Raw genomic sequence first — 23,978 nt, forward strand, 5'->3', positions numbered from 1 at the left:
TGGCATCGGTATGAAATTACTATGCTTTAGAGGTTATTATGATTCTTCAAAACCTTTTACAGTTTGTTGTCGATGTTATGAAGGTGCCATCAATTCTTGTGGGGTTGGTGGCCCTGTTTGGGCTTATCGCGCAAAAAAAATCGTTTCCTGATGTCATTAAGGGGACCATTAAAACTATCCTGGGCTTTTTAGTATTATCCGGCGGGGCATCAGTGCTAGTCGCTTCGTTAACACCGCTGGGCGATATTTTTAAGCAGGCTTTTGATGTTCAGGGGATCATCCCTAATAATGAAGCGATGGTATCCATAGCACTGGCTAAATATGGGGCGCCGACTACGCTTATCATGGCTTTTGGTATGGTTGCCAATATCGTCGTTGCCAGATTTACTCGCCTGAAATATATCTATCTTTCGGGGCATGTGACCTTTTACATGGCTTGTATGGTTGCAATTATCCTTTCTGTTGCTGGCTTCGAAGGGTTACAGCTTATTTATACAGGTTCACTTACCCTGGGAATGTTAATGGCATTATTTCCGGCGATTGCGCAGCCTTACATGCGTAAAATCGTGGGAAATGATCAGGTAGCGCTGGCTCATACGGGAACTGTCGGGTATGTGTTGTCTGGATGGATAGGCTCACTTGTTGGCAAGGGTTCAAAATCTACCGAAGAAATGAACATGCCTAAGAATTTGAGTTTCCTTCGTGACAGCACGATCTCAATTTCTTTAACAATGATGGTAATCTATTTAGTCTTGTCTATTTCCGCAGGCAAAGAGTATGTAGAAAGTCATTTTAGTAGTGGTCAGAATTATCTGGTTTATTCATTTATTCAGGCTATTACCTTTGCTGCTGGCGTATTCATTATTTTACAAGGTGTACGCTTAATTCTGGCAGAAATAGTACCTGCGTTTACAGGTTTTTCAGAAAAATTGGTACCAAATGCAAGACCTGCACTTGATTGCCCTATAGTCTTCCCCTATGCGCCAAATGCGGTACTTGTTGGTTTTATTTCCAGTTTTATTGGCGGGTTAGTTGGTCTATTTATCCTGGGACAACTCAAATGGGTGCTCATTCTTCCTGGGGTTGTCCCTCACTTTTTCTGTGGCGCTACTGCTGGCGTTTTCGGTAATGCTACGGGGGGTAAGCGAGGAGCAATGATCGGTGCTTTTGCTCATGGCTTATTAATTACTTTCTTGCCAGTTGCGTTGATCCCTGTGTTAGGTGCTCTGGGATTAACCAATACAACATTTTCTGACACCGATTTTGGTGTGGCAGGTATTGTTCTCGGAAATATGGCTCGCTATATGACTCCGGGTATCATTACTGTTGTTATGACGGGTATCTTTGCACTGTTGGTTATCTATAACTTCGTAGCGAAAAAGCCAGTGTTAGTTGAGGATGAATAATTCGTCATTAAGCACTTTTAAAAAGTTATGGTACAGGGGAACTTCATCCACGGATGTATGGCCGGTCTAGTCATTCTAAGAGCCCCTGTACCTACCATAATCGGGCTAGCTTACTGATGTACAAAAAGATGAGACATTTTAACGATGAAGTGGTGGCGGTTTTATCAAACCATTCCATTTGAAGTCGTAGTTTGTATGAAAAATGTACTGTACATCTAACCAGCCGGTGCAGCCCAAGAGTGCTGAGTAGATCTCAATTCAAAACTACGCACGAAAAACCCCCGGGCAGAAATGGCCGGGGGTTTTTCTTTTGTTCATCTTTTTAGTATAAGGTTTACACACGGACGAATGTGTCCAGCTCATTGATAATGGGGAATTACATGCACGTGAAATATTTAGCAGGGATTGTTGGCGCAGCCTTATTGCTGGCCGGTTGCAGCACCGGTAACGAATTATCCGCCGGTGGGCAGAGCGTTCGCTTTGTAGAAGATAAGCCAGGCGCGGATTGCCAGTATCTTGGCACAGCGACCGGTAAGCAGAGCAACTGGCTATCCGGGCAGCATGGTGAAGAGGGCGGCTCCCTGCGCGGCGCGGCCAACGCTTTGCGTAACCAGGCGGCGCAAATGGGCGGTAACGTGCTTTATAACGTTAGCAGCCCAACCCAAGGCTTTATCTCCAGCTTCGTACCGACGGCAAGTGAAATGACCGGCCAGGTCTTCAAATGCCCGAACTGATGTAAGCGATCGGTGCCCCCGGCCTGCGCCAGGGGCATGCCGCTTACTGTTTGGCGCTCTCCTGCTGCATATGCTGCTGCACAAGGTGCAAGCCGCGCATGGATTGCTCAAGCGTAAGCGCGCCCCGCACACCGGACGCCAGCGTTCTTACGGACACCTGGCACGGTTTGCCTTTCAGCTTATTCAGACGATGGCTGTAATCCAGCACACGGCGGGAAATCGAGGCCATTTCTTCACTGTTGGCAGGGTTGCGGGTTTTAATCACCGTACCGCTGTACTGCTTCTCGCCGTTTTCGTCGGTATAGCAATACACCAGCGCCTGATGCTGAGAAAACAGCGTCTGCTTCCACACCTCTTGCTGGTAGCTATCGTACTCAATATTACCGCCCTCTTTGAATTCGACATCAAATAACGGCAGGAAATCGAGCAGAGAAGAGAGACTAAGCGCAATATCGCGCAGGCCAGCATTATTTATCGCATGAATCATTGCGGTCACTAATAATTCAATTTGATGTTCGTTAACCGCGACCTCTACCGTACTGCCATTATGCTGCTGAAAAGCGAAAATAAGGTCGGTGCCTTTATTTTCCAGCAGCGTAACCTTATCGACGCGCAGCCCTACGTCCGCCGGTTGCATCTCGCTCTCTTCGAACGGCGGAATGTGTTTGTGCATCTTTTTAGATGCGGCTTCAATAGCCTTGCGCTGCTGCTCTTTGGCCTCGCCCGCGGAGCGGCCCTGTAGCGCAAGCCGGTGCTCAAGCGCCAGCAGAAAGTCTTTCAAGGGAACAAGCGGAAAAAAAAGCAGTGATTGCTTATTTTTAGGATGTTTGATTTTCAGCGCCAGGGCGGCGAAATTATTTTCGTGACGAATGATTCCGGTGTTAACACCTGAAATAGCCAATGCCATCTGGTTCTCCTTAACCATGTTTGTTTTTTATAAACGTTCAGTAATACAGGGCACCATCATAACAAAAAAATAAAAAGGTGTTCCCTGGATAAGCAGGGAACATATTTGCAGGCAATATTTGATGTGGCTCAATTCTGGCGGAGTTGTAAATCCAGCGGCGTTTTACTGGGCTCACCGCCAATTTCGCGCGCCAGCTTCGGCACCATATAACCGGAAATCAGCGTCAGCAATTCACGCATAATCGCCCGCGCCTCCTCATCACTCACCATAAAATGCGCCGCCCCCTGCACCTTATCCAGCACGTGCAGGTAATAGGGCATGACGGCCGCGTCAAACAGGGCATTGCTGAGATCGGCCAGCGTCTGGGCATTGTCATTCACGCCGCGCAGCAGCACGCTCTGGTTAAGCAGCGTGACGCCCGCCTGGCGTAGCCGCTGCATAGCGTCGCGGAACGCATCGTCGATTTCACGGGCGTGGTTGATATGGTTGACCAGCAAAATTTGCAGGCTGGAGCGGGCGAACAGAGCCGTCAGCGCATCGGTGACCCGAGCCGGGATAACAATGGGCAGGCGGCTGTGAATACGCAGCCGTTTAATATGCGGAATCGCTTCGAGCTGACCGACGAGCCAGGCGAGTTCGTGGTCTTTCGCCATCAGCGGATCGCCGCCGGAAAAGATTATCTCGTCCAGCTCAGGATGCGCGGCAATATAGTCCAGCGCCGTCTGCCAGTTTCGCTTGTTGCCCTGATTATCGGCATAAGGGAAGTGGCGACGGAAGCAGTAACGGCAGTTTACCGCACAGCCGCCCTTGACCAGCAGCAGCGCGCGATTACGGTACTTATGCAGCAGTCCCGGCACCACGCTATGCTGTTCATCGAGCGGATCGGTGCTGAAACCGGGCGCCGCAATAAATTCATCGTGCGAAGTTAACACCTGGCGCAGCAGCGGATCGTGCGGATCGCCTTTACGCATTCTTGCGACGAAAGCGCGGGGGACGCGCAGCGCAAACAGGCGTTTCGCTTCCCGTCCGGCGATTAAGTTTTCGTCGTTATCAAGGTGTAAAACACGCAGAAGTTCATCGGGATCGGTTATTACATCGGCAAGTTGCAATAACCAATCTTCTCTGGATGGGGTATTTAGGGTTACAATATGCGCCATTTTGTGGCTTAGCTACCAGTTAACAATTTCAGAGGGCCTTATGGCAACGTACTATAGCAACGATTTTCGTGCTGGTCTTAAAATCATGTTGGACGGCGAACCTTACGCGGTCGAATCCAGCGAATTCGTTAAACCAGGCAAAGGCCAGGCATTTGCGCGCGTTAAACTGCGTCGCCTGCTGACCGGCACCCGCGTTGAGAAAACCTTCAAGTCTACCGACTCTGCCGAAGGCGCAGATGTTGTCGATATGAACCTGACTTACCTGTACAACGACGGTGAGTTCTGGCACTTCATGAACAACGAAACCTTCGAACAGCTTTCTGCTGACGCAAAAGCTATCGGCGACAGCGAAAAATGGCTGCTGGACCAGGCTGAATGCATCGTGACCCTGTGGAACGGCCAGCCTATCTCTGTTACGCCGCCGAACTTTGTTGAGCTGGAAATCGTTGAAACCGATCCGGGTCTGAAAGGCGATACCGCAGGTACTGGCGGCAAGCCGGCTACCCTGAGCACCGGCGCTGTGGTTAAAGTTCCGCTGTTCGTACAGATTGGCGAAGTTATCAAAGTGGATACCCGCTCCGGCGAATACGTATCCCGCGTGAAATAATTCACGTCACCCTCTTTTCAGCAGCGCGGCGGTTTTCGCGCTGCTGAATGTCAAATCTTCTTAAAAATCACTCCTTCCCCTTCATATTTTTTGATTCAGGCTATGCTTAAGTTGCTCGTGACAAAAAATATTGACTACAAAAGGAAGACGTTATGATTAAGAAGACAATTGCTGCGATCTTTTCTGTACTGGTCCTTTCTTCGGTATTGACCGCCTGTAACACCACGCGTGGCGTAGGCGAAGACATCTCCGATGGCGGCAGCGCGATCTCTGGCGCCGCGACCCGAGCGCAGCAGTAATCTCTACGGTACGGCTCAGGCCGTACCGTTAATTTACGCTTTCCGGCAGTGAAAGGAACGGCGTAAAGCGGTTGTCCATTCCCAGCTTCATCCTGATATTGCGCTTGTAGGTGTAAACCGTCTTGCCGTTGATACACATTTTACTGGCAATCGACTGGTTACTGCGCCCTTCCATCCACAGCGACAGCACCTTCTCTTCCTGACGCGTCAGCAGCGGGGCGGCGATTTGCGGCATTTCGCGCGCCGGTCTTTCCAGCACTGCGGCATCAATCACCCTTGCCAGCGTCTCCAGCGGCGCGGTTTTCAGCAGGCTGGCCTGCAGCGGATACTGCGCGCAATAGTCGGCAAGCGCCGCATCCTCGCCCGACTGTAAAAGAATAAGCCGGTTCTCTTTGCCGCAGGCGGCAAGCAGCGAAGAAAACTGCTCAATATGGTGAAGATCATGCTTAAAGCCGAAGAGATCGGCGACGATCAGATCCGGCTGCCACTGGATGATATGCTCTTTCGCCAGCATCAAGTTATTCAGGGCTGTCACCAGAAAGGCGGCGGGAAAAAAATCGGTTTGGTTGAGCCAGCTTTCAAGCCCCGTGCGGGTGAAATAACAACGGTCAACCAGGAGAATTTTATACATATTTTTCTTCGCAATAAGAGGGAAGGCGCACGGCTTACTTTTCGGGGCAAGCGCTTCATCATAGGGCGTCCATCAGGCGAATAAATGCCTGAACTGCATTGCGATCTGGGGCTATTTCTTGCTTTAAGTCACTAAACCTGACGCAACGGTGAAAAAATTGCATTCGTTTTGTTATCAGGCCAAAATTTACCCCTCTTCACCAGCCTGTCGGGACGACCCGGCAGGGTCAATCTCATTGGGGACGGCCCCACACTGGAGCCAAAAATGTCCTGGATAGTTCTCTTTATCGCCGGTCTTCTGGAAGTGGTCTGGGCGGTAGGCCTGAAATATACCCACGGTTTTACCCGCCTCGTACCCAGCGTGGCGACCATCGCGGCGATGGTACTTAGCATGGCGCTGCTCTCATGGGCGATGAAAAGCCTGCCGGTCGGCACGGCTTACGCCGTCTGGACCGGCATCGGCGCGGTGGGGGCCGCGATTGCGGGCATCCTGCTGCTCGGCGAATCCGCCAGCCCGGCACGTTTGCTGAGCCTTGGCTTGATTGTCGCCGGGATTATTGGGCTGAAGCTAAGCGCCCATTAAACGACTGATTCACCCAAATCAGCTTCTCCACAGCAAAGCCCTGGCGGGCCGCGGTGTCGAGGAGCTGTTTTTTTACCCCCTCTGGCAGCTCAGGGGTGCGGGACAAAATCCACAGATAACCGCGATCCGGCCCGCACACCAGCGCGTAGCGATACGCGTTATCCAGCGCGATGATGTTATAGCTGCCGTCGTTCGGGCCAATAAAGGAGATTTTCAGCGCGGCGCGCTGAGGGCTGCCGGTAAACATGGCGTCGCCTTGCCGCGTCTGCCACATGCCGCGGGCCGGGTTATAGCCCTTATTGACCACATTCAGGCCGCCATCCTGGCGAAGCGTATAGGTGGTCGTCACATGATCCAGGCCGCGCTCGAAACGGTGGTCCATACGGGCAATCTCATACCAGCGGCCCAGATAGCGTTGCGTATTGAAATTCTCCACCACCGTTACGCCAGGCGGGGGAGTGGGAGAACTACAGGCGGTAACCAAAAACGCAGCGGCAACAGTCACGATGATGAGCAGCGAACGCATGGCATCTTCCTTCCGGGATTTTTTGCTAAGTGTAGAATCCGCCGGAAAAAACGCGTGTGCTTCGCGCCACGCTTTGCCCCTTATCGGGCCAGTTTCGCAAGGATGTGTTATCGCCATCACAATAAAAAGTGACCCGAGTCACCCTTTCGAACCATGCTGGATTGACAGGGTACAAAAGCCCAGGAAATAATAATTTCACTAATTAGTATAAATAATGAAATTTAAAATTCAAACGTCAACATCAGGGCACTCTTATGAGCAAACTCTTTGCAGGCGCACAGAATCTGGGTAAGTCGTTTATGCTGCCAATCGCCGTTCTACCGGCGGCCGGGCTTCTGCTGGGCATTGGCGGCGTCTTCTCCAACCCGGTGACTATCGCCACGTACCCCGTACTCGATAATCAGGTTTTACAGGCCATTTTCACTTTAATGAAGCTGTGCGGCAGCGTGGTGTTCGATAACCTTTCGCTGCTATTCGCCGTCGGCATCGCCGTTGGCCTGGCGCGCAGCGACAAGGGCACCGCCGGGCTGGCGTCGGTACTCTGCTTTGTGGTGATGAACAAGGCGATTAACGCCATGCTGATGCTCACCGGCAAGCTGGCGGTTGATAACCTTGCCGCCGCGGGCCAGGCGAACGTGTTAGGCATTGTTACCCTGCAAACAGGGGTAATGGGCGGCATTATCAGCGGGCTGCTCACTGCCTGGGTGCATAATCGCTACAACAAGACCGAGCTGCCCGATCTGCTGGCCTTTTTTAGCGGCTCGCGGTTCGTTCCGATCGTCACTTCGTTTTTCGCTATTTTCCTGGGCGTGGCGCTGTTCTGGGTCTGGCCGCCGATTCAGGCCGGCATTACCCACCTCGGCGGGCTGGTGGAGAAGACCGGCTATATCGGCACGCTGTTCTACGGCATGATCCTGAAATGCCTGATCCCGCTTGGTCTGCACCATCTGTTTTACCTTCCTTTCTGGCTGACCAGCGTCGGCGGCGAGATGACCGTTAACGGCCACGTAGTCCAGGGGACGCAGAAGATCTTCTTCGCCCAGCTCGCTGACCCCAGCGTGCAGCAGTATTACATCGGCGTGTCGCGCTTTATGGCCGGACGCTTTGCCGACTTTATGTTTGGCCTGCCGGGCGCGGCGCTGGCGATTTACCACTCCGCGAAGCCGGAAAACCGCAAAAAAGTCGCCAGCCTGATGCTCTCCGCTGCGCTCACCGCTTTCGTCACGGGGATTACCGAACCGCTGGAGTTTGCCTTCATGTTCTGCGCCCCGCTGCTGTACGGCGTGCATATCGTGCTGACGGGCGTGGCGTTCATGCTGACCCATATCCTGGAGATCACCGTCGGGCAGACCTTCTCGGGCGGGCTGATTGATTTCCTGCTGTTCGGCGTGCTGCAGGGCAATGCCAAAACCAACTGGATGCTGATGCTGCCTCTCGGCGCGGTGATGTTCTGTCTCTACTACTTCTCTTTCCGCTTCCTGATCCGGTGGCGTCAGCTGAAAACGCCGGGGCGCGAAGATGAAACGCAGAGCGAAGAGACCGTGCAGGGCAGCGCGCGCCCGGCGCAGATTGTTGAAGCGCTTGGCGGCCGGGCAAACATTGTGGATGTGGATTGCTGTGCGACCCGCCTGCGCATCACGGTCAACGATCCGGCGCTGGTACAGGTGGACGCGTTTAAATCACTGGGCAGCCGCGGCGCGTTTATACGCGGGCAGGGCGTGCAGGTGGTCTACGGCCCACACGTCACCATTATCAAGAACGAAGTTGAAGAATTTATCGGTGCCTGAGCAGAGATAGCATTATGAAAGCAGTTATGTTGATGTTCGATACGCTGACGCGTAACCACCTTGCCCCCTACGGCGGCGACGCGATTACGCCCAATTTTACCCGCCTGGCGCAGGAGTCGGTGCAGTTTAATAACTTCTATGTCGGCAGCATGCCCTGCATGCCAGCGCGTCGTGAACTGCACACCGGGCGGTATAACTTCCTGCACCGTAGCTGGGGGCCGCTGGAGCCGTTTGATTTTTCCGCCATGCAGGCGCTGCGGCAAAACGGCGTCCACACCCATATGGTGACGGACCATAAACACTACTGGCGCGACGGCGGCGCCACCTATCACACCCGCTACTCCACCTTCGATTTTATCCGTGGTCAGGAAGGGGACTGCTGGATAGGGCAGGTAGAGAAGCCGCAGATTCGCTGGCAGGGTATGGAGGATGAGGAAACGCGTCGTCGTCGCGCCGGGCGCATGACCCAGGATCTGATCAACCGCGCGGCGATGCCGACCCAGCAAGAGCACTTCACCCATCGCACCATCAGCGCCGGGATGGAGTTTATGCAGACCAACTGCCGCCAGGATAACTGGTTTTTGCAGATTGAGTGTTTCGACCCCCACGAGCCGTTCTTTGTCCCGGAGAAGTACCTGGCGCAATATGGCTGCACGCCCGATGAGTTCGACGGCTGGGTGCCCTATTACTGCGACAGCCCGGGCGGCAAGGACGATGGCAAAGCGCGGAAATTTTACCAGGCGCTGATGACCATGTGTGACGACTACCTGGGCCAGGTGATGGACAAAATGAAAGCCCTCGGCCTGTGGGAAGATACGCTGTTCATCGTCTGTACCGACCACGGTTTCCTGTTAGGGGAGCACCAGTGGTGGGGCAAAAACATCATGCCGGTCTATAACGAAATCGCCAGAACGCCGTTCTTTATTCGCGATCCGCGCTGCCTGAAACCAGGCGAGCAGCGCGAGGCGCTGGCGCAGACTATCGATATTCCGGCAACGCTGCTCGACTACTTTAACGTGGAGCGCCCCGCTTCGATGACCGGGCGTCCGCTGCTGCCTGCGGTGGAAAACGACACGCCGGTGCGTGATTACGGCCTGTTCGGCTACTTTGGCGGGCATCTGAATATCACCGACGGCGAATCCGTCTATATGCGTTGCCCGCGAGAGAAAGGCAAAGAGAACCTGTTTGAATACACCCTGATGCCCACCCGCATCGACAGCCCGTTTAAAGTGAGCGAACTCACCGACATCCGTATTCATCCGGGCTTTGATTTCACCCAGGGGGCGCAGGTGATGCAGATACCGGCGAGCTTCGGCTACCTCAATCCGTGGCGTTTTGGCGATAAGCTCTTCAACGTCAAAAACGATCCGCAGCAGGCGCAGCCGCTCGACGCCCCGCCAAAAGCCTTTGCGATGGCGCAGGCGATGCTTCCTTTACTGCGTGAACACGACGCGCCGCCGGAGCTGTATGTACGTTTCGGCCTGGAGGCGCTTACCCCTGAGCGTGAGCAGGCTTACGCCGAACGCTGGCAGCAGGATGACGCGCTGGCGAATACGCCCTGGCGCTGCGCCGACCGCGGCGTTTACGAAGCGCTGATGTTTATCAGCAAGGCGGCTGAACAGGCAGGCATTGACCTCCCGACGTTGTTGGCGGCGTGCGCAGCCGACGCGCCGCTACAGGGAAGCGATATTTTGCAGCTTGTGGAACGCCACTTCACCGGCGATCGTCAGCGGGCGCTTGCCTACCAGGCGCGTCTGCTGTTGCGGGTGGATTAAATGGACGGCTGGACGCTGGAAAACAGCCGCTGGCGGGTTCGTGTGGCGGCGCAGGGGGCGGAGCTGTGTGAATGGTGGGATAAAACCCGCCGTTCAAACCGGCTCTGGCAGCCGCAGGCGGGCGTGTGGAACAGCAGCGCGACGCAGCTTTTCCCGGTGGTTGGGCGGCTGGTGCACAACGGCCTGCGCCACCAGGGCGCGTTCTGGTCGCTGCCCGCTCATGGCTTTTTACGCCACCAGCGCTTTCACCTTGTGGAGCAGAGCAGCGTGTCGCTGCGGCTGGCCTGCGAGGATAGCGACGACACGCGCCAGATTTGGCCGTTTCGCTGGCGGGTTACGCTATGCTGGACGCTGGCAGAGCGCGGGCTGGAGGTAAGCTGGCAGGTAGAAAACCTGGATGCGCGCAGGCTGCCGTTCGCGCTGGGCTGGCATCCCGGTTTCGCGCTGCCTGTCGCCAGCGAACCCGGCTGGCAGGTCCGTTTTTCCGCCCCGGTAGACGGGCCGTTTCCGACCGAAGAGCGCACGCTGAGGCTACCGCCTTTGCCTGCGCAAAGCACGGTCTTTCCCCTTGATAACAACGCGTTTGCCGCGGGCGCGGTCTATTTCGCCACGCCGGGCGGGGTTGAGGTGAACGTGCGGTCGCCGACCGGGCGCGTCGCCCTGCGTTTACATTCGCCCGATACTGAATGGCTGGCGCTGTGGGGCGTTCCGGGCGCGGATTTATTGTGCATTGAACCGCTCACCAGCACCACGGACGACCCCGACTTTGACGGTGAGGTCGCCTTTAAACGTGGCATGCGCTGGCTGGCCCCCGGCGAGCTTTATCAACAAGCAGTTAGCGTTATTCTCGCGCAAGACGCGGAGGAGATTGATGGCTAAAATACCCGGCAATGAGCTTTTACACAGCGTGCAGTCCGTGAAAAGGGATGAGCCGGGAGAGTCAGCCATGAGCGTTAACAAAGAGAAGGTGCGCGTCTATATCGCCAATATTATGGCCGGTCTGGCGGAGACCGACCGCAAGGTCGCGGAGTTTATCCTGCACCATCCGGCACAGGTTGTGCAGCTGCCGGTGAAGAAGATCGCCTCGCAGATCAGCGTCAGTGAAGCCACCATCGTGCGCTTTTGCAAAAAAATCGGCTACGGCGGCCTGCTGAGCCTGAAAGCGCAGCTTAAGCGCGAGCTGCTGGAGGAGAGCGACCTTACGCTGCCCTCTTCGCCGGATATTTTTATGGGCGATACGCGTAATGATGTCGCGCATAAAATCGCCCTGACGCTTGATACCACCGTTAAAGAGACTATCGATCTGCTCGACATGCAAAAAGTGAAAAACATTGTTGAGCAGTTTATCCAGGCTCCAAGGGTGATGTTTGTCGGCTTTGGCGCATCGGGGCTGGCCGCCATGGAGGCGCGCGACAAGATGAACCGTATCGGTATTGAGTCCGAGGCCTATACCGATCGTTTCACCATGACGCTCAAGCTGGCAAACCTGAAAAGCAACGATCTGGTGGTGGCCTTTTCCCATTCAGGGGAGACGCCGGAAGTGGTCAACGCGTTCCGGCTGGCGCAAAAAGCCGGGGCGGGGCGGCTGGCCATTACCCATAACACCCAGTCGCCGCTGGCCGAAATGGCGGATAACTTCCTGCTGACCTGCGGCGCGGCTGGCCCCTTGCAGGGCGACTCTATCGCCACCCGCGTATCGCAATTGTTTATGATTGAATTTCTTTGTACTGAGATAACTCGCCACAACTTTAAAGAGAGCGCGTCGCCGGGGCTATCCATCAAAGAGCTATTGATTAAGGAACGGATAAAACGTGAGTCTTCATAATTCTTCTCCCCGCCTGCGTGAAAAGTGGTGGCTGGCAGGCAAAAAACCGGATTACCGCTTTACGCTGGCCAATGAACGCACCTTTCTGGCCTGGATACGCACCGCGCTGGCGCTGCTGGCGGGGGCTGTCGGTATCGATCAATTCTCTCCGCAGCTTAGCTCACCCTCCTTACGCCTGACGCTGGCGCTGCTGCTGGTGGTGTCCGGCTCAACGCTGGCGGCGGTCGCCTGGTATCGCTGGCGGGGCAACGAGCTGGCGATGCGGCTCGATAGCGCTCTCCCCTATACCCGTTTTTTACTGTTGATTGCCGGACTGGTGATCGTCATCGCCGTGCTGCTGGCGGCGTTGCTCTGGCAGGGTCAGCCATGACGGAGCGCGATCCCGGTTTACAGCCGGAAAGAACGCAGCTCGCCTGGAACCGGACCGCCTTTTCGGCGGCCATCGTTGGTTGCCTGTGTCTGCGGGGATGGATCTATCAACAAAACGCTGGCTATGGCGCGGCCTTTTTGCTGGTGTTGATAGCGACTGCGGCAGTGGTGGCGCAGCGTAAACGTGCGGTCGCCATCCCGCTGGTGCTGACGGGAGTATGCCTTGCGGTCCATTTCCTGCGGCTGATGTAAAACGCCCGCCGGGAGCCGACGGGCAGAAGCGGTCAGATAAAGGCGACGCCGACCAGCGTCACGACGCTGAGAATGGCCGCCAGACCGTAAAAGACCCATTTACCGTTCGGTATATGCACCTTGATGTCGTGCATCATATGGTGCAGACGGTGCATGCCGCACCACAGCGGCAGCACAATCATCAGAAAGATAAACGCGCGGCCAATAAGGCTTTGGGCAAAGGCCAGCACCCGCTCATAGCCGAGCGCCTCGCCGGGGTAGAGTCCCAGCGGCAGCAGGATGCCCACCAACAGCACCATCACCGGGGCGACAATCGCGCTCCACATTCCCCCCGCGCCGAACAGCCCCCAGAAAACAGGCTCATCGGAACGTTTTGGTTTTGGATTGATCATCGGTTTCTCCTTACCAGAACAGTGCTACAAACAGGATAACCAGCGTTGCCAGCGCCGTAACGGCCCACAGCCCTTTGATAATCGGCCCGGGGCTGAGTTTCTCATCTTTGACAATGATGATGGTCGCTTTGGGCGCCAGTTCAAACCAGGTTTTGCTGTGCAGCAGTGCCGCCGCCAGCGCAATCAGGTTGAGGATCACCACGATCGGGTTTTGCAGAAAGCTGACAAACCCGGCCCAGGACTCCGGGCCATGTTTCAGGGCGAACAGGCCGTAAATCAGCTCGACAGAGAACCAGACCGCCGCTATCGCCGTTCCTTCGCGCAGCATATAGAAGCGGTAAAACGGCAGCGTTTTCCACCAGGTCGACGGCATGGGCCGGACATAGGGTTTACGTTTAGTCGTCATCATGCGCTCCTTAGCGAGGTTTCAGCGTGGCGATTAAAAAGTCTTTCGAACTCTCGACCTTGCCCAGCTGAATAGCCGCGGCCGGATCGACATGTTTCGGGCAGACCTCCGAGCAGTAGCCGACAAAGGTGCAGCTCCAGACGCCATTCTGACCGTTCAACTGCGCCATGCGTTCTTTCTGACCGTGGTCGCGGCTATCGAGGTTGTAGCGATGCGCCAGGGTAATCGCTGCCGGGCCGATAAATTCCGGGTTGAGGCCGAATTGCGGGCAGGCGGCGTAACAGAGACCGCAGTTAATGCAGCCGGAGAACTGATGGTACTTCGCCATCTGCGCGGGCGTCTGGCTGTTCGGCCCCTGCTGCGGCGTGCGCGAGTTGCCGATGATGTACGGCTTAATCGCCTCCAGGCTTTCGATAAAGTGGGTCATGTCCACCACCAGATCGCGCTCAATGGGGAAGTTGGCCAGCGCCTCCACTTTTACCCCTTTCGGGTAGTCGCGCAGAAAGACCTTACAGGCCAGCTTCGGCACGCCGTTGACCATCATCCCGCAGGAGCCGCAAATCGCCATCCGGCATGACCAGCGATAGCTGAGGTCGGCCGCCAGGTTATCTTTGATATAGCCCAGCGCGTCCAGCAGCGACGTTTGCTCGTCCCAGGGAACATCATAGAAAACGCTGTGCGGCTCGGCGTCCGTTTCCGGGTTGTAGCGCACCACCTCAACGTTCAGGGTTTGCATCTCAGCCATGGGTCGGCTCCTTTCTGTCGGCGGCATCCGCCTCTGCGCCATAGACGCGTTTTGCGGGCGGCAGGGTGGTGATATTCACATCGCTGTATTCAAGACGCGTGGTGCCGTCGGCGTCGCGCCAGGCGAGCGTATGCTTGAGGAAATTAACGTCGTCGCGCTCGGTAGAGCCTTCATCCAGCCGCTGGTGCGCGCCGCGTGACTCTTTACGCGCCAGCGCGGAGTGGGCCATACATTCGGCCACGTTCAGGCCGTGCCCCAGTTCCAGGGTGTAGAGAATATCGGTGTTGAAGACGCTGGAGGTGTCGGTGATCCGCACCCGCTTAAACCGCTCCTGCAGCTCAGCCAGCTTATCCACCGTTTTCTGCATCAGTTCCGGGGTACGGTAAATGCCGCAGCCCTCTTCCATCGACTCACCCATTTCGTCACGAATTTTCGCCCAGCTCTCGTTGCCCTGCTGGTTGACGAGGCTGGCCAGACGCTGGGCGATATCGTGAGCCTGCGCATCGAGCGCCGCATCGTTGGCGGCACTCGCCGAGGCGGCGCGCGCCATCGCCTGTTCCCCTGCCAGCCGACCAAAGACCACCAGTTCCGCCAGCGAGTTCGAGCCAAGCCGGTTGGCCCCGTGCAGGCCGACGGAGGAACATTCGCCGACGGCGAACAGGCCGTGGATACGGGTTTCACAGTGGCTATTGGTTTCAATGCCGCCCATGGTGTAGTGGGCGGTGGGGCGTACTGGAATCGGCTCTTTGACCGGATCGACGCCGACATAGGCTTTCGCCAGCTCGCAAATAAAGGGCAGGCGTTCGAGGATTTTTTTCTCCCCCAGATGGCGCATGTCGAGGTGAACAACATCCCCGCGCGGCGTGGAGATGGTGTTGCCTTTACGCCACTCGTGCCAGAAGGCCTGGGAGACCCGGTCGCGCGGCCCCAGCTCCATATATTTGTTTTTCGGCTCGCCCAGCGGCGTCTCCGGCCCCATGCCGTAATCCTGCAGATAGCGGTAGCCGTTTTTATTCACCAGGATACCGCCTTCGCCGCGGCACCCTTCCGTCATCAGAATGCCGGAGCCCGGCAGGCCGGTGGGATGATACTGGACAAATTCCATATCGCGCAGCGGCACGCCGTGGGCCAGCGCCATGCCCATCCCGTCGCCGGTGACGATGCCGCCGTTGGTGTTATAGCGGTAGACGCGGCCCGCGCCGCCGGTCGCCATAATCACTGCGTTGGCGCGAATTTGCACCAGCGTGCCTTCCATCATGTTCATCGCCACCAGCCCGCGCGCCTGGCCGTCATCCACCAGAATATCGAGGACGAAATGTTCGTCGAAACGCTGGATTTGCGGGAACTGCAGCGAAGTCTGAAAGAGGGTGTGCAGCATGTGGAAGCCGGTTTTATCGGCGGCAAACCAGGTGCGTTCGATCTTCATGCCGCCGAAACGACGCACGTTGACCGAGCCGTCAGGGCGACGGCTCCAGGGGCAACCCCACAGCTCAAGCTGGGTCATCTCGGTTGGGCAGTGGCGGACAAAATAGTCGACCACATCCTGCTCGCAGAGCCAGTCTCCCCCGGCTACCGTATCGTGGAAATGGTACTCAAAGCTGTCATGATCCTGCGCAACGGCAGCAGAACCGCCCTCTGCCGCCACGGTGTGGCTACGCATAGGGTAAACTTTTGAAATGAGGGCAATTTTAGCGGCAGGATTCGCTTGAGCGGCGGCTATGGCAGCGCGAAGCCCAGCGCCACCCGCGCCAATGACGGCAAGATCGGCTTGAAAGGTCTGCACGTTATTCCTCCAGATAGGGTTATTCGTCATGCGGCGAAGAGGCCAGTGGCGAAAACGTTCACGACGCCTTTATGGGGATGCAGTATAACCGCAGGGTAAAGAGGGAAATTTGATGTGTTCGATTTTTTTACCGATCTTCGTCGTGTTTCACCGCGCTGACTTCCTGGCCGTTGCACAAAATTTGTCTCTCCTGACCGATGCGGGTAGACTTCGTGCCCTTGTTTGAATTCGGAGAGAGCACAATGAGCGAGACGGCAACCTGGCAGCCGAGCGCATCCATCCCTAACTTATTAAAACGCGCGGCTATTATGGCGGAAATTCGGCGCTTCTTCGCCGATCGCGGCGTGCTGGAGGTGGAGACGCCCTGCATGAGCCAGGCAACGGTAACGGATATTCATCTGTTCCCGTTTGAGACGCGTTTCGTGGGGCCAGGGCACTCTCAGGGCATTAATCTCTATCTGATGACCAGCCCGGAATATCATATGAAACGCCTGCTGGCGGCGGGTTGCGGCCCGGTTTATCAGCTCTGCCGCAGTTTTCGCAATGAGGAGATGGGGCGGCATCACAACCCTGAGTTCACCATGCTGGAGTGGTATCGCCCGCATTACGACATGTACCGCCTGATGAACGAAGTGGACGATCTGCTGCAGCAGGTGCTGGAGTGCCAGGCGGCGGAATCACTCTCCTACCAGCAGGCTTTCCAGCGTTATCTGGAAGTGGACCCGCTGTCGGCGGACAAGACGCAGCTGCGTGAAGCGGCGGCGAAGCTCGACCTGAGCAATATCGCCGATACGGAAGAAGATCGCGACACGCTGCTGCAGCTGTTGTTTACCATGGGCGTGGAGCCGCATATCGGCAAAGAGCGCCCGGCGTTTGTCTACCACTTCCCGGCAAGCCAGGCGGCGCTGGCGCAGATCAGTACCGAAGACCATCGGGTGGCCGAACGTTTTGAGGTCTATTTCAAAGGCATCGAACTGGCGAACGGCTTCCATGAGCTGACCGACGCCCGTGAACAGCAGCAGCGCTTTGAGCAGGATAACCGCAAACGCGCCGCCCGCGGGCTGGTGCAGCAGCCGGTGGATAACAATCTGCTGGAAGCGTTGAAAGCGGGTATGCCGGACTGCTCCGGCGTGGCGCTGGGGGTGGACCGCTTGGTAATGCTGGCTCTCGGGGCGGAGAGCCTGGCGGAAGTGATGGCGTTTACCGTCGATCGCGCCTGATTCTTGCCTCTCTCATCCCGGATGCGGCTACGCCTTATCCGGGCTACAAAACCCCCATCACTGCACGATTTGTAGCCCGGGTAAGCGTCAGCGCGCCCGGGATTTTACCGGATGCGGCTATGCCTTATCCGGGCTACGGCCTGCGTAGCCCGGGGAATATCACATACTTCCCGCCGGGCGGCTGTTTTTACCTGCTGAGGTAAGCGTGCGTGCGGTTCGCTTGCCGTCCAGGCTTTCCAGGCGCATCTGGAACGGCGGGAAGGGCAGGTCAATACCGTGTTCGCGGAAGCCCGCCAGAATCAGCTGGTGGATCTCGTGGCGCAGCGGCATACGGTGCCCCATTTCCGCAGCGTAAATACGCAGCTCGAAAAGCTGGATCCCCTGTTGCAGATCGACCAGGAAAACTTCCGGCGGCGGGTTGTCGATCACCAGCGTACAGCGTTCGGCAGCGGTGTAGAGAAGCTGCGTTACCTCTTCACTGTTAGCATCCGCAGGCGCGGGCACCGTTAGCACCACGCGCGTGACCGAATCCGACAGCGACCAGTTAATAAACTGCTCGGTAATAAACGCCTTGTTCGGCACGATGATCTCTTTGCGATCCCAGTCGCTGATAGTGGTGGCGCGGGTATTGATCTTAGTGATGCTGCCGGTCAGATCGCGGATCGTCACCGTGTCGCCAATGCGGATCGGCTTTTCAAACAGGATGATCAAACCGGAGATAAAGTTGGCGAAGATCTCCTGCAGGCCAAACCCTAACCCGACGCCGAGCGCGGCGACCAGCCATTGCAGCTTCGACCACTCAATGCCGATCATCGAGAAGCCCACCAGCCCGCCAAACAGCATCAGCAGATATTTGGTGATGGTGGTAATGGCATAGCCGGTGCCGGGGGTGAGATCCAGATGCTGCAGCAGCGCCAGCTCAAGCAGGGCCGGGAAGTTGCGCACCAGCTGGGTGGTGATGATAAACACCAGGATGGCAATCAGCACCGCGCCGAGGGTGATCGGCTCCAGGCTCTCGACGCCCTGAACGGTGGAGGTGACGTCCCACAGCGAAATATTCTCCAGGAAGCCGAAAGCGGAGTGTATCTCAGACCACAGCACAATCACCGACAGCAGGGCGATGAGCATCAGAATCGAGCGCACCAGCCGCAGCGACTGTACGCTGATGGCGTCGAGATCCAGCTCTTTTTCATCAATCTCAACCACGCCTTCCGTACTGGTGGCGTGCGGGGCATCTTCTTCGCCTTTCGCGCGCTGGGCAAGGATCTCCGCGCGGCGGTGCCGGGCGCGATCGAAGGCCAGACGGCGGCGCTGGATCAGCATCCAGCGGCGAATGATGTGATAGATAACCAGCAGCAGGAACCAGATGGCGACGGAGGTTTCCAGCCGCGCCAGCAGCGCCTGCGAGGTGGCGAGATAGCCCACCGCCGCCGCCAGAATCGCCGCCAGCGGCGCGCTCAGCAGCAGGTTCCACAGCAGGCGGTTAGCCATATTGTCGCCGCTGCCCGATTTATCCACATAAAGCGGAATTCCGGCGCGTTTAAGACTGAGCGTCACGATCGCCAGCGCGCCGCAAATCAGGATAAAGCACAGCCGCCCCAGCGAGCCGGAAAACTCCCGGTCGTTGAGATTATCAAACATGATCAGCGCCATAATAAGCGGCACAATAAAGCCGATGCTCATCAGGTAGTTGCGCATACCCCGCGCCACACGGCTGCGCGGCCAGCCAAAGTGGACGATAAACAGGCCGGTCGGGCGCGCAAAGGTGGCGCAAATCATCACCACCCACAGCAGCGGCACGGTGGCGGTCACGCCGTCGCCGATGGCGACCGCCAGCGGCCAGGGCCATGCCTGCTGTAAGCCGTAGCCCAGCGTCGCCCACAGCACCGGTAGCGGCAGCGCCACCAGAATTGACCAGAAAACGGTACGTAGCGTCAGCCAGAAATGGTCCTGCGTCACCTTGCCGACTTTGGCGCTTGAACGCTCCAGGAAGCGGTTAAAATGCTTGCGGGAGTAAAGGCTAAACCCTACCAGCACCAGCGCGCCAAACAGCGGGAACAGCGTCTCTTTGCTGGTCAGCATCATGGCGGTCGCTTTACCAAGCTGGCTGAAGGTATCCAGAGAGATTAAACGGCGCAGGTCGGAAATGATCTCCACCGGCCAGGTAAGGGTCATCGGGCTAACGTCCGCCGTCCAGAACAGGTAACGGTGGGTGGCTTCGTTTACCTCATTAAGCGCGTCTTCCAACTGGCTGTTAGAGACCTTGAGCTTGGTCAGCTCAAGAATAAGCGTATCGCCCCCCTGCAAGAGCGAAGAGAGCAGTTCGCGCTGGGTGCGCAGCTGGGCATCCAGAATGCGGTTCTGTTCGGCGGTGAGCGGCTGCCCGTCCGCCTGGCGAATCTGACGCACCTGCGGCTGCTTGTTAAGCAGGTCTTCATAGCGCATGCGGTGCACGCGTAGCTGCGCCATCTCGGTATCTAACTGCTGAGGTTTCGGCATTTCCGGCAGCCGCGCCACCTGCGCCCGCAGCGCTTCGCCCAGCATATTCGACGCGCCCAGCCACTGTGACTGCTCGCGCAGGGTGTTCAGCGCCTGGCGTACCTGCAGCGTCTGGTTAGTGGCCTGCCGCTGCTGGGACGCCACCAGATCCATGCGCTGGGCCTGCTGATTGAGCGCCTGGGAAAGCTCCCGGTTGATCTTAAACTGCTCGACAATATCCGAGGGCAGGTTGGCGCTGTTTTCCGCCAGCAGTTCAGTGCTTTCCAGCGCCTGCTCCGCTTCACGCTGGCGCTGGCTGTTGAGCTGGTTGCGCAATGCCTGTAGGTACGCATCGAGCTGCTGCGACTGCTTCTGCGCCAGCTCCGAACGCATGCGCGACAGCTCCTGGCGGTTGTTGGCCGACAGCTGCGCCAGTTCCAGTTCGTCTACCTGCGCTTTCAGTTTGGCCGACTCGGCCTGCGCGCTCAGGTTTTGGGCCTGAGCGAGGGGGGTATTGGTGGTCTGCGCGCCAATGCGGCGTTCGACCTCATTGAGCTGGCGGCGGGCGTCGGTCTGCTGCTGCGGCAGCTGGCTGAGGGAGTCGTTGATTTCGCGGGCGCGCTCCTGCTCCTGCTGGGCTTCACGGGTCTTCTCCAGCAGCTGGCTGCTGACCTGCAGAATCTCCTGATTGAGCGCGTCGGTGCTAAGGCCCGCGGGCACCTGCTTCGGTTCATCGCGCAGGTTATCGAGCTGCGCGCGCAGGTTGCGGGAGAGTTTCGGGAAGTTGTCGATAATTTCCTGGTACTGCTGCGCGCGCTCGAGTGAGCCTTTACGCTCCTCCAGCGCGTTCAGCGCCGCCTGCAATACCTCTACGGTTTCGGCCTGCTCAGGGGTGGCTTTCGCCCCTTTAGCCTGCTCCAGCTCCTGGGCTACCTGTTTGGCATCGGGGGCCGTCGCTGCGTACGCCCCCAGGCTGAGGCACCAGGCCATCAGAAAAACGATAATCGGGCGCACAACAGCGGTCCTTTTTGGATTAAGTCAGGTCTTTGTTATCGTCAACCAGCGGGCTGGCTTCGTGTTCGGCGGCAATCTCTTCCGCCGGTAGTGGAGTGGGTTCCACATCCGGGGTCACCAGCGTTTCTGTCGATACCGCCAGCGGCTCGCCGATTTTGGTCACCGACAGGCTGCGAAGCTGCTCCACAAGCGCCACTTTGCCAGGGGCGAAGAGGTTAATGACCGTCGAGCCGAGTTTGAAGCGCCCCATCTCCTGGCCTTTCAGCAGGGCGACGGCGTTGTCGCTTTCGCCCGCGGGCCACGTCCAGCGTTTAATGATGCCTTCGCGCGGCGGGGTGACGGTGCCTGCCCAGACGGTTTCAATGCTGCCGACAATGGTCGCGCCAACCAGAATCTGCGCCATCGGGCCAAATTCAGTATCGAACAGGCAGATAACGCGCTCGTTGCGGGCAAACAGGTTTGGCACGTTCTGCGCGGTAAGGTGGTTAACTGAGAAGAGATCGCCCGGCACGTAGATCATCTCGCGCAGGATACCGTTGCACGGCATGTGCACCCGGTGGTAGTCGCGCGGAGAGAGGTAAGTAGTGACAAAGGTGCCGTTGCGGAACAGCTCCGCCATCAGGTAGTTGCCTGCCAGCAGCGCTTCCAGGCTGTAGTCGTGGCCTTTGGCTTGCAGAATCTTGTCCTGTTCAATCGCCCCGAGCTGGCTGATGACGCCGTCGGCAGGCATGACCAGCACGTTGGGGTCGGTATTGAGCGGGCGGACATCGTCACGCAGCGCGCGCACGAAAAAAGTCATTGAAGGTGCGGTAGCTGGCGGTATCCGGCTTCTGCGCCTCTTTCATATCGACCTTGTAATACTTAACGAACAGATCGATGACTAGTTTTGTCAGCCAACCCGCGCGTTTGCTTGCGCCCCAGCCCGCCAGGCGAGTGAGCCACAGTTTCGGCAGAATGTATTGAAGCGAAAGTTTAAATGAGTTTAACAAGGTAGCCTCCAGGCCATTGTTTTGTCGTTCCTGATCCGCCCATAGGGGGCGGGTCTTTACCAAAAAGGGGACGATTCTAACGACGCTTAGCTTAGTTGTCAGTCATCGCTTTCAGAAAAGCTTTTACGCGTTTTTACCTGCGCCATACTTTCCAGAATCCGATGATAATTTTCGAAACGGCTTTCCGCGATTTCACCGTTGTTTACCGCTTCGCGGATAGCGCAGCCAGGATCGTTGGCATGTTTGCAATCGCGGTATTTACAGTGGCCGAGATAGTCATGGAATTCGACAAAGCCGTGGGTAATTTGTTCCGGTTCGAGGTGCCAGAGGCCGAATTCGCGCACGCCTGGCGAGTCGATTACATCGCCGCCGTGGGGGAAGTGATAAAGGCGCGCGGCGGTGGTGGTGTGCTGGCCGAGGCCAGAAACATCCGACACGTCGTTCGTGAGGATTTGCTGCTCCTGCAGGCCCAGCAGCGCGTTCAGCAGGCTGGATTTCCCCACCCCTGACTGCCCGGCAAAGATGCTGATGCGGTTGGTCAGCGCCTCTTCCAGCGGTTTCAGGCCGTCCTGGGTGTGGCTGGAGACCATCAGCACCCGGTAGCCGATACCGCGGTAGATATCCATCTGTTCATTGACGAACGTCAGGCTCTCTTCGTCCAGCAGGTCGATTTTATTCAGCACGATAAGCGGTTCGACATGCAGCGCTTCGCAGGCCACCAGATAGCGGTCGATAATATTGAGCGACAGCTCCGGCAAAATAGCCGAGACAATCACTATCTGATCAATATTGGCGGCGATGGGTTTCACCCCGTCGTAGAAGTCCGGGCGCGTCAGCACCGAGGTGCGCTCATGCACCGCTTCGACGATGCCTTTTACCGCAACACCTTCTGCCGCCTCTTTACCGGGCCGCCAGACAACGCGATCGCCGGTCACCAGCGAACGAATAGTGCGGCGAATGTTGCAGCGGTGTACCACGCCATCGGCGGACTCCACGTCGGCATGCATGCCGAAACGGCTGATTACGGTGCCTTCCGCCGTTTCGCCGAAGAGGTTATCGTCATAATCGACTTTCTCCGCAGTGGTTGTAAGGCGGCGCTGATGGTTGGCTTTGACGCGGCGCTGCTGCCCTTTGGAGAGTTTATTTTTACTCAATCGTGCTGGCTCCTGGTCGCCCCTGTCGGGCAAAACCTCTATGATACACACTAATTAATACTAGTTAACTTGCTACGGCTGGTTATGCGAGAAGGGTGGAAAATAGCATGAGTGCAGATGAAAACAACCTCATTTGGATCGATCTTGAGATGACCGGGCTCGATCCCGAGCGCGATCGCATTATTGAGATCGCCACGCTGGTGACCGATGCGCATCTCAACATTCTGGCGGAGGGGCCGACTATCGCCGTGCATCAGTCCGACGCGCAGCTGGCGCTGATGGACGAGTGGAACGTGCGCACGCATACCGGCAGCGGGCTGGTGGAGCGCGTGAAAGCAAGCCAGATGGACGACCGCGCGGCGGAACTGGCGACCCTCGAATTCCTCAAACAGTGGGTTCCGGCAGGCAAATCGCCAATTTGCGGCAACAGTATCGGTCAGGATCGCCGTTTTCTGTTTAAATATATGCCGGAGCTGGAGGCTTATTTCCACTATCGTTATCTGGATGTGAGCACCCTGAAAGAGCTGGCGCGCCGCTGGAAGCCGGAAATCCTCGACGGCTTTAAAAAGCAGGGCACGCACCAGGCCATGGATGACATCCGCGAGTCGGTGGCGGAGCTTGCTTACTACCGTGAGCATTTTATCCAGCTTTAGGGCCTGCTTTCGGTGTAAAATTGCGCAACATGCTGAATAATCCATCATTCAGATAAAAAAACGCAAAATTCGCTTTGCGGGGGGTTGCAGCTAAAAGGAATTCTCGTATAATGCGCCTCCCGTGACGACACAGAAATGTGTGAGCACGACAGCAAGAAAATTGATGTTTGCGGGAATAGCTCAGTTGGTAGAGCACGACCTTGCCAAGGTCGGGGTCGCGAGTTCGAGTCTCGTTTCCCGCTCCAAAATTTGAATGCACCATCCTAATCGGACGTTTCATGTTGCGC

The 23,978-nt window shown here is 56.9% G+C and carries 23 protein-coding genes, 1 tRNA gene and 1 pseudogene; 14 read left to right on the forward strand and 11 right to left on the reverse strand.

Annotated features, from left to right (window positions below; genetic code table 11):
- Positions 1-38 precede the first annotated feature (38 nt).
- Positions 39-1,406: a PTS ascorbate transporter subunit IIC gene (ulaA, locus tag ENTHG_RS14830; protein ID WP_044181192.1), complete on the forward strand. Its 1,368-nt coding sequence runs from the start codon at positions 39-41 to the stop codon at positions 1,404-1,406.
- A 380-nt stretch (positions 1,407-1,786) separates the two neighbouring features.
- Entirely contained in the window at positions 1,787-2,140 is a 354-nt protein-coding gene (locus ENTHG_RS14835; protein WP_044181195.1) for a DUF4156 domain-containing protein, read from the forward strand.
- A gap of 43 nt (positions 2,141-2,183) precedes the next feature.
- Here ENTHG_RS14835 and yjeJ read toward each other — a convergent pair whose 3' ends face one another.
- Both yjeJ and epmB read right to left on the reverse strand, forming a co-directional pair.
- Positions 2,184-3,047, reverse strand: a complete 864-nt coding sequence (gene yjeJ / locus ENTHG_RS14840; protein ID WP_044181198.1) for a YjeJ family protein — start codon at positions 3,045-3,047, stop codon at positions 2,184-2,186.
- A 128-nt stretch (positions 3,048-3,175) separates the two neighbouring features.
- The gene (epmB, locus tag ENTHG_RS14845; RefSeq protein ID WP_044181200.1) at positions 3,176-4,204 is read right to left on the reverse strand and encodes an EF-P beta-lysylation protein EpmB; all 1,029 of its coding nucleotides are present in this window, start codon (positions 4,202-4,204) and stop codon (positions 3,176-3,178) included.
- A gap of 40 nt (positions 4,205-4,244) precedes the next feature.
- On the opposite strand from epmB, the gene efp reads away from it, so the two are divergent.
- Positions 4,245-4,811, forward strand: a complete 567-nt coding sequence (gene efp / locus ENTHG_RS14850) for an elongation factor P (RefSeq protein WP_044181203.1) — start codon at positions 4,245-4,247, stop codon at positions 4,809-4,811.
- 152 nt (positions 4,812-4,963) lie between these two features.
- Complete coding sequence (gene ecnB, locus ENTHG_RS14855; RefSeq protein ID WP_044181205.1) at positions 4,964-5,110, forward strand: lipoprotein toxin entericidin B; 147 nt, start codon at positions 4,964-4,966, stop codon at positions 5,108-5,110.
- 28 nt (positions 5,111-5,138) lie between these two features.
- Here the strand turns inward: ecnB and ENTHG_RS14860 are convergent, their stop codons facing one another.
- Positions 5,139-5,741: a helix-turn-helix transcriptional regulator gene (locus tag ENTHG_RS14860; RefSeq protein WP_044181208.1), complete on the reverse strand. Its 603-nt coding sequence runs from the start codon at positions 5,739-5,741 to the stop codon at positions 5,139-5,141.
- A gap of 264 nt (positions 5,742-6,005) precedes the next feature.
- Here ENTHG_RS14860 and sugE point away from each other — a divergent pair, with 264 nt between their 5' ends.
- Positions 6,006-6,323 carry a quaternary ammonium compound efflux SMR transporter SugE gene (gene sugE, locus ENTHG_RS14865; protein WP_044181212.1) on the forward strand — a complete coding sequence of 106 codons (318 nt, stop codon included), beginning with the start codon at positions 6,006-6,008 and terminating at the stop codon, positions 6,321-6,323.
- Here sugE and blc read toward each other — a convergent pair.
- Complete coding sequence (blc, locus tag ENTHG_RS14870) at positions 6,295-6,849, reverse strand: outer membrane lipoprotein Blc (RefSeq protein ID WP_044181216.1); 555 nt, start codon at positions 6,847-6,849, stop codon at positions 6,295-6,297. The genes sugE and blc overlap by 29 nt on opposite strands.
- Positions 6,850-7,103: 254 nt before the next feature.
- Here blc and ENTHG_RS14875 point away from each other — a divergent pair, with 254 nt between their 5' ends.
- The 6 genes from ENTHG_RS14875 to ENTHG_RS24795 are packed head-to-tail and all read left to right on the forward strand — an operon-like array spanning position 7,104 to position 12,857.
- The gene (locus ENTHG_RS14875) at positions 7,104-8,636 is read left to right on the forward strand and encodes a PTS transporter subunit EIIC (RefSeq protein WP_044181219.1); all 1,533 of its coding nucleotides are present in this window, start codon (positions 7,104-7,106) and stop codon (positions 8,634-8,636) included.
- A 14-nt stretch (positions 8,637-8,650) separates the two neighbouring features.
- Positions 8,651-10,411 carry a sulfatase gene (locus tag ENTHG_RS14880; protein WP_044181222.1) on the forward strand — a complete coding sequence of 587 codons (1,761 nt, stop codon included), beginning with the start codon at positions 8,651-8,653 and terminating at the stop codon, positions 10,409-10,411.
- Complete coding sequence (locus tag ENTHG_RS14885; protein ID WP_044181225.1) at positions 10,412-11,290, forward strand: aldose epimerase family protein; 879 nt, start codon at positions 10,412-10,414, stop codon at positions 11,288-11,290. It abuts the gene before it with no gap.
- Positions 11,283-12,236 (forward strand): MurR/RpiR family transcriptional regulator, encoded by a 954-nt coding sequence (locus ENTHG_RS14890; protein ID WP_237567492.1) that lies wholly within the window; start codon positions 11,283-11,285, stop codon positions 12,234-12,236. Before ENTHG_RS14885 ends, ENTHG_RS14890 begins: the two co-directional genes overlap by 8 nt.
- Entirely contained in the window at positions 12,223-12,606 is a 384-nt protein-coding gene (locus ENTHG_RS14895; RefSeq protein ID WP_044181227.1) for a YidH family protein, read from the forward strand. Before ENTHG_RS14890 ends, ENTHG_RS14895 begins: the two co-directional genes overlap by 14 nt.
- Positions 12,603-12,857, forward strand: a complete 255-nt coding sequence (locus tag ENTHG_RS24795) for a DUF202 domain-containing protein (RefSeq protein WP_044181230.1) — start codon at positions 12,603-12,605, stop codon at positions 12,855-12,857. The genes ENTHG_RS14895 and ENTHG_RS24795 overlap by 4 nt, the downstream gene beginning before the upstream one ends.
- A gap of 32 nt (positions 12,858-12,889) precedes the next feature.
- On the opposite strand, the gene frdD is transcribed toward ENTHG_RS24795, so the two are convergent.
- From frdD to frdA, 4 genes are read right to left on the reverse strand one after another with little or no spacing between them, the layout of a single operon-like run.
- Positions 12,890-13,249 carry a fumarate reductase subunit FrdD gene (gene frdD / locus ENTHG_RS14905; protein ID WP_044181232.1) on the reverse strand — a complete coding sequence of 120 codons (360 nt, stop codon included), beginning with the start codon at positions 13,247-13,249 and terminating at the stop codon, positions 12,890-12,892.
- A 10-nt stretch (positions 13,250-13,259) separates the two neighbouring features.
- Positions 13,260-13,655 carry a fumarate reductase subunit FrdC gene (gene frdC / locus ENTHG_RS14910; RefSeq protein ID WP_044181235.1) on the reverse strand — a complete coding sequence of 132 codons (396 nt, stop codon included), beginning with the start codon at positions 13,653-13,655 and terminating at the stop codon, positions 13,260-13,262.
- A gap of 10 nt (positions 13,656-13,665) precedes the next feature.
- Positions 13,666-14,400 (reverse strand): succinate dehydrogenase/fumarate reductase iron-sulfur subunit, encoded by a 735-nt coding sequence (locus ENTHG_RS14915; protein ID WP_044181237.1) that lies wholly within the window; start codon positions 14,398-14,400, stop codon positions 13,666-13,668.
- The gene (gene frdA, locus ENTHG_RS14920) at positions 14,393-16,183 is read right to left on the reverse strand and encodes a fumarate reductase (quinol) flavoprotein subunit (RefSeq protein WP_044181239.1); all 1,791 of its coding nucleotides are present in this window, start codon (positions 16,181-16,183) and stop codon (positions 14,393-14,395) included. The genes ENTHG_RS14915 and frdA overlap by 8 nt, the downstream gene beginning before the upstream one ends.
- Before the next feature lie 242 nt (positions 16,184-16,425).
- On the opposite strand from frdA, the gene epmA reads away from it, so the two are divergent.
- On the forward strand, positions 16,426-17,403 hold the full coding sequence (gene epmA, locus ENTHG_RS14925) for an elongation factor P--(R)-beta-lysine ligase (RefSeq protein WP_044181241.1): 978 nt from the start codon (positions 16,426-16,428) through the stop codon (positions 17,401-17,403).
- 159 nt (positions 17,404-17,562) lie between these two features.
- Here epmA and mscM read toward each other — a convergent pair whose 3' ends face one another.
- The 3 genes and pseudogenes from mscM to rsgA all read right to left on the reverse strand — a co-directional run bounded on the left by mscM (position 17,563) and on the right by rsgA (position 23,038).
- Complete coding sequence (gene mscM, locus ENTHG_RS14930) at positions 17,563-20,895, reverse strand: miniconductance mechanosensitive channel MscM (protein WP_044181243.1); 3,333 nt, start codon at positions 20,893-20,895, stop codon at positions 17,563-17,565.
- 19 nt (positions 20,896-20,914) lie between these two features.
- Positions 20,915-21,884: pseudogene (gene asd / locus ENTHG_RS14935) on the reverse strand (archaetidylserine decarboxylase).
- A gap of 98 nt (positions 21,885-21,982) precedes the next feature.
- Entirely contained in the window at positions 21,983-23,038 is a 1,056-nt protein-coding gene (gene rsgA / locus ENTHG_RS14940; RefSeq protein WP_044181245.1) for a small ribosomal subunit biogenesis GTPase RsgA, read from the reverse strand.
- Positions 23,039-23,145: 107 nt separating this feature from the next.
- Here rsgA and orn point away from each other — a divergent pair, with 107 nt between their 5' ends.
- Both orn and ENTHG_RS14950 read left to right on the forward strand, forming a co-directional pair.
- Positions 23,146-23,691, forward strand: coding sequence for an oligoribonuclease (gene orn, locus ENTHG_RS14945; protein ID WP_044181247.1), 546 nt, complete (start codon positions 23,146-23,148; stop codon positions 23,689-23,691).
- 169 nt (positions 23,692-23,860) lie between these two features.
- Positions 23,861-23,936 (forward strand) — tRNA-Gly (locus ENTHG_RS14950).
- Positions 23,937-23,978: the final 42 nt, after the last annotated feature.

The organism is Phytobacter massiliensis JC163, assembly GCF_000321045.1.
In the GTDB taxonomy this organism is placed as follows: domain Bacteria; phylum Pseudomonadota; class Gammaproteobacteria; order Enterobacterales; family Enterobacteriaceae; genus Phytobacter_A; species Phytobacter_A massiliensis.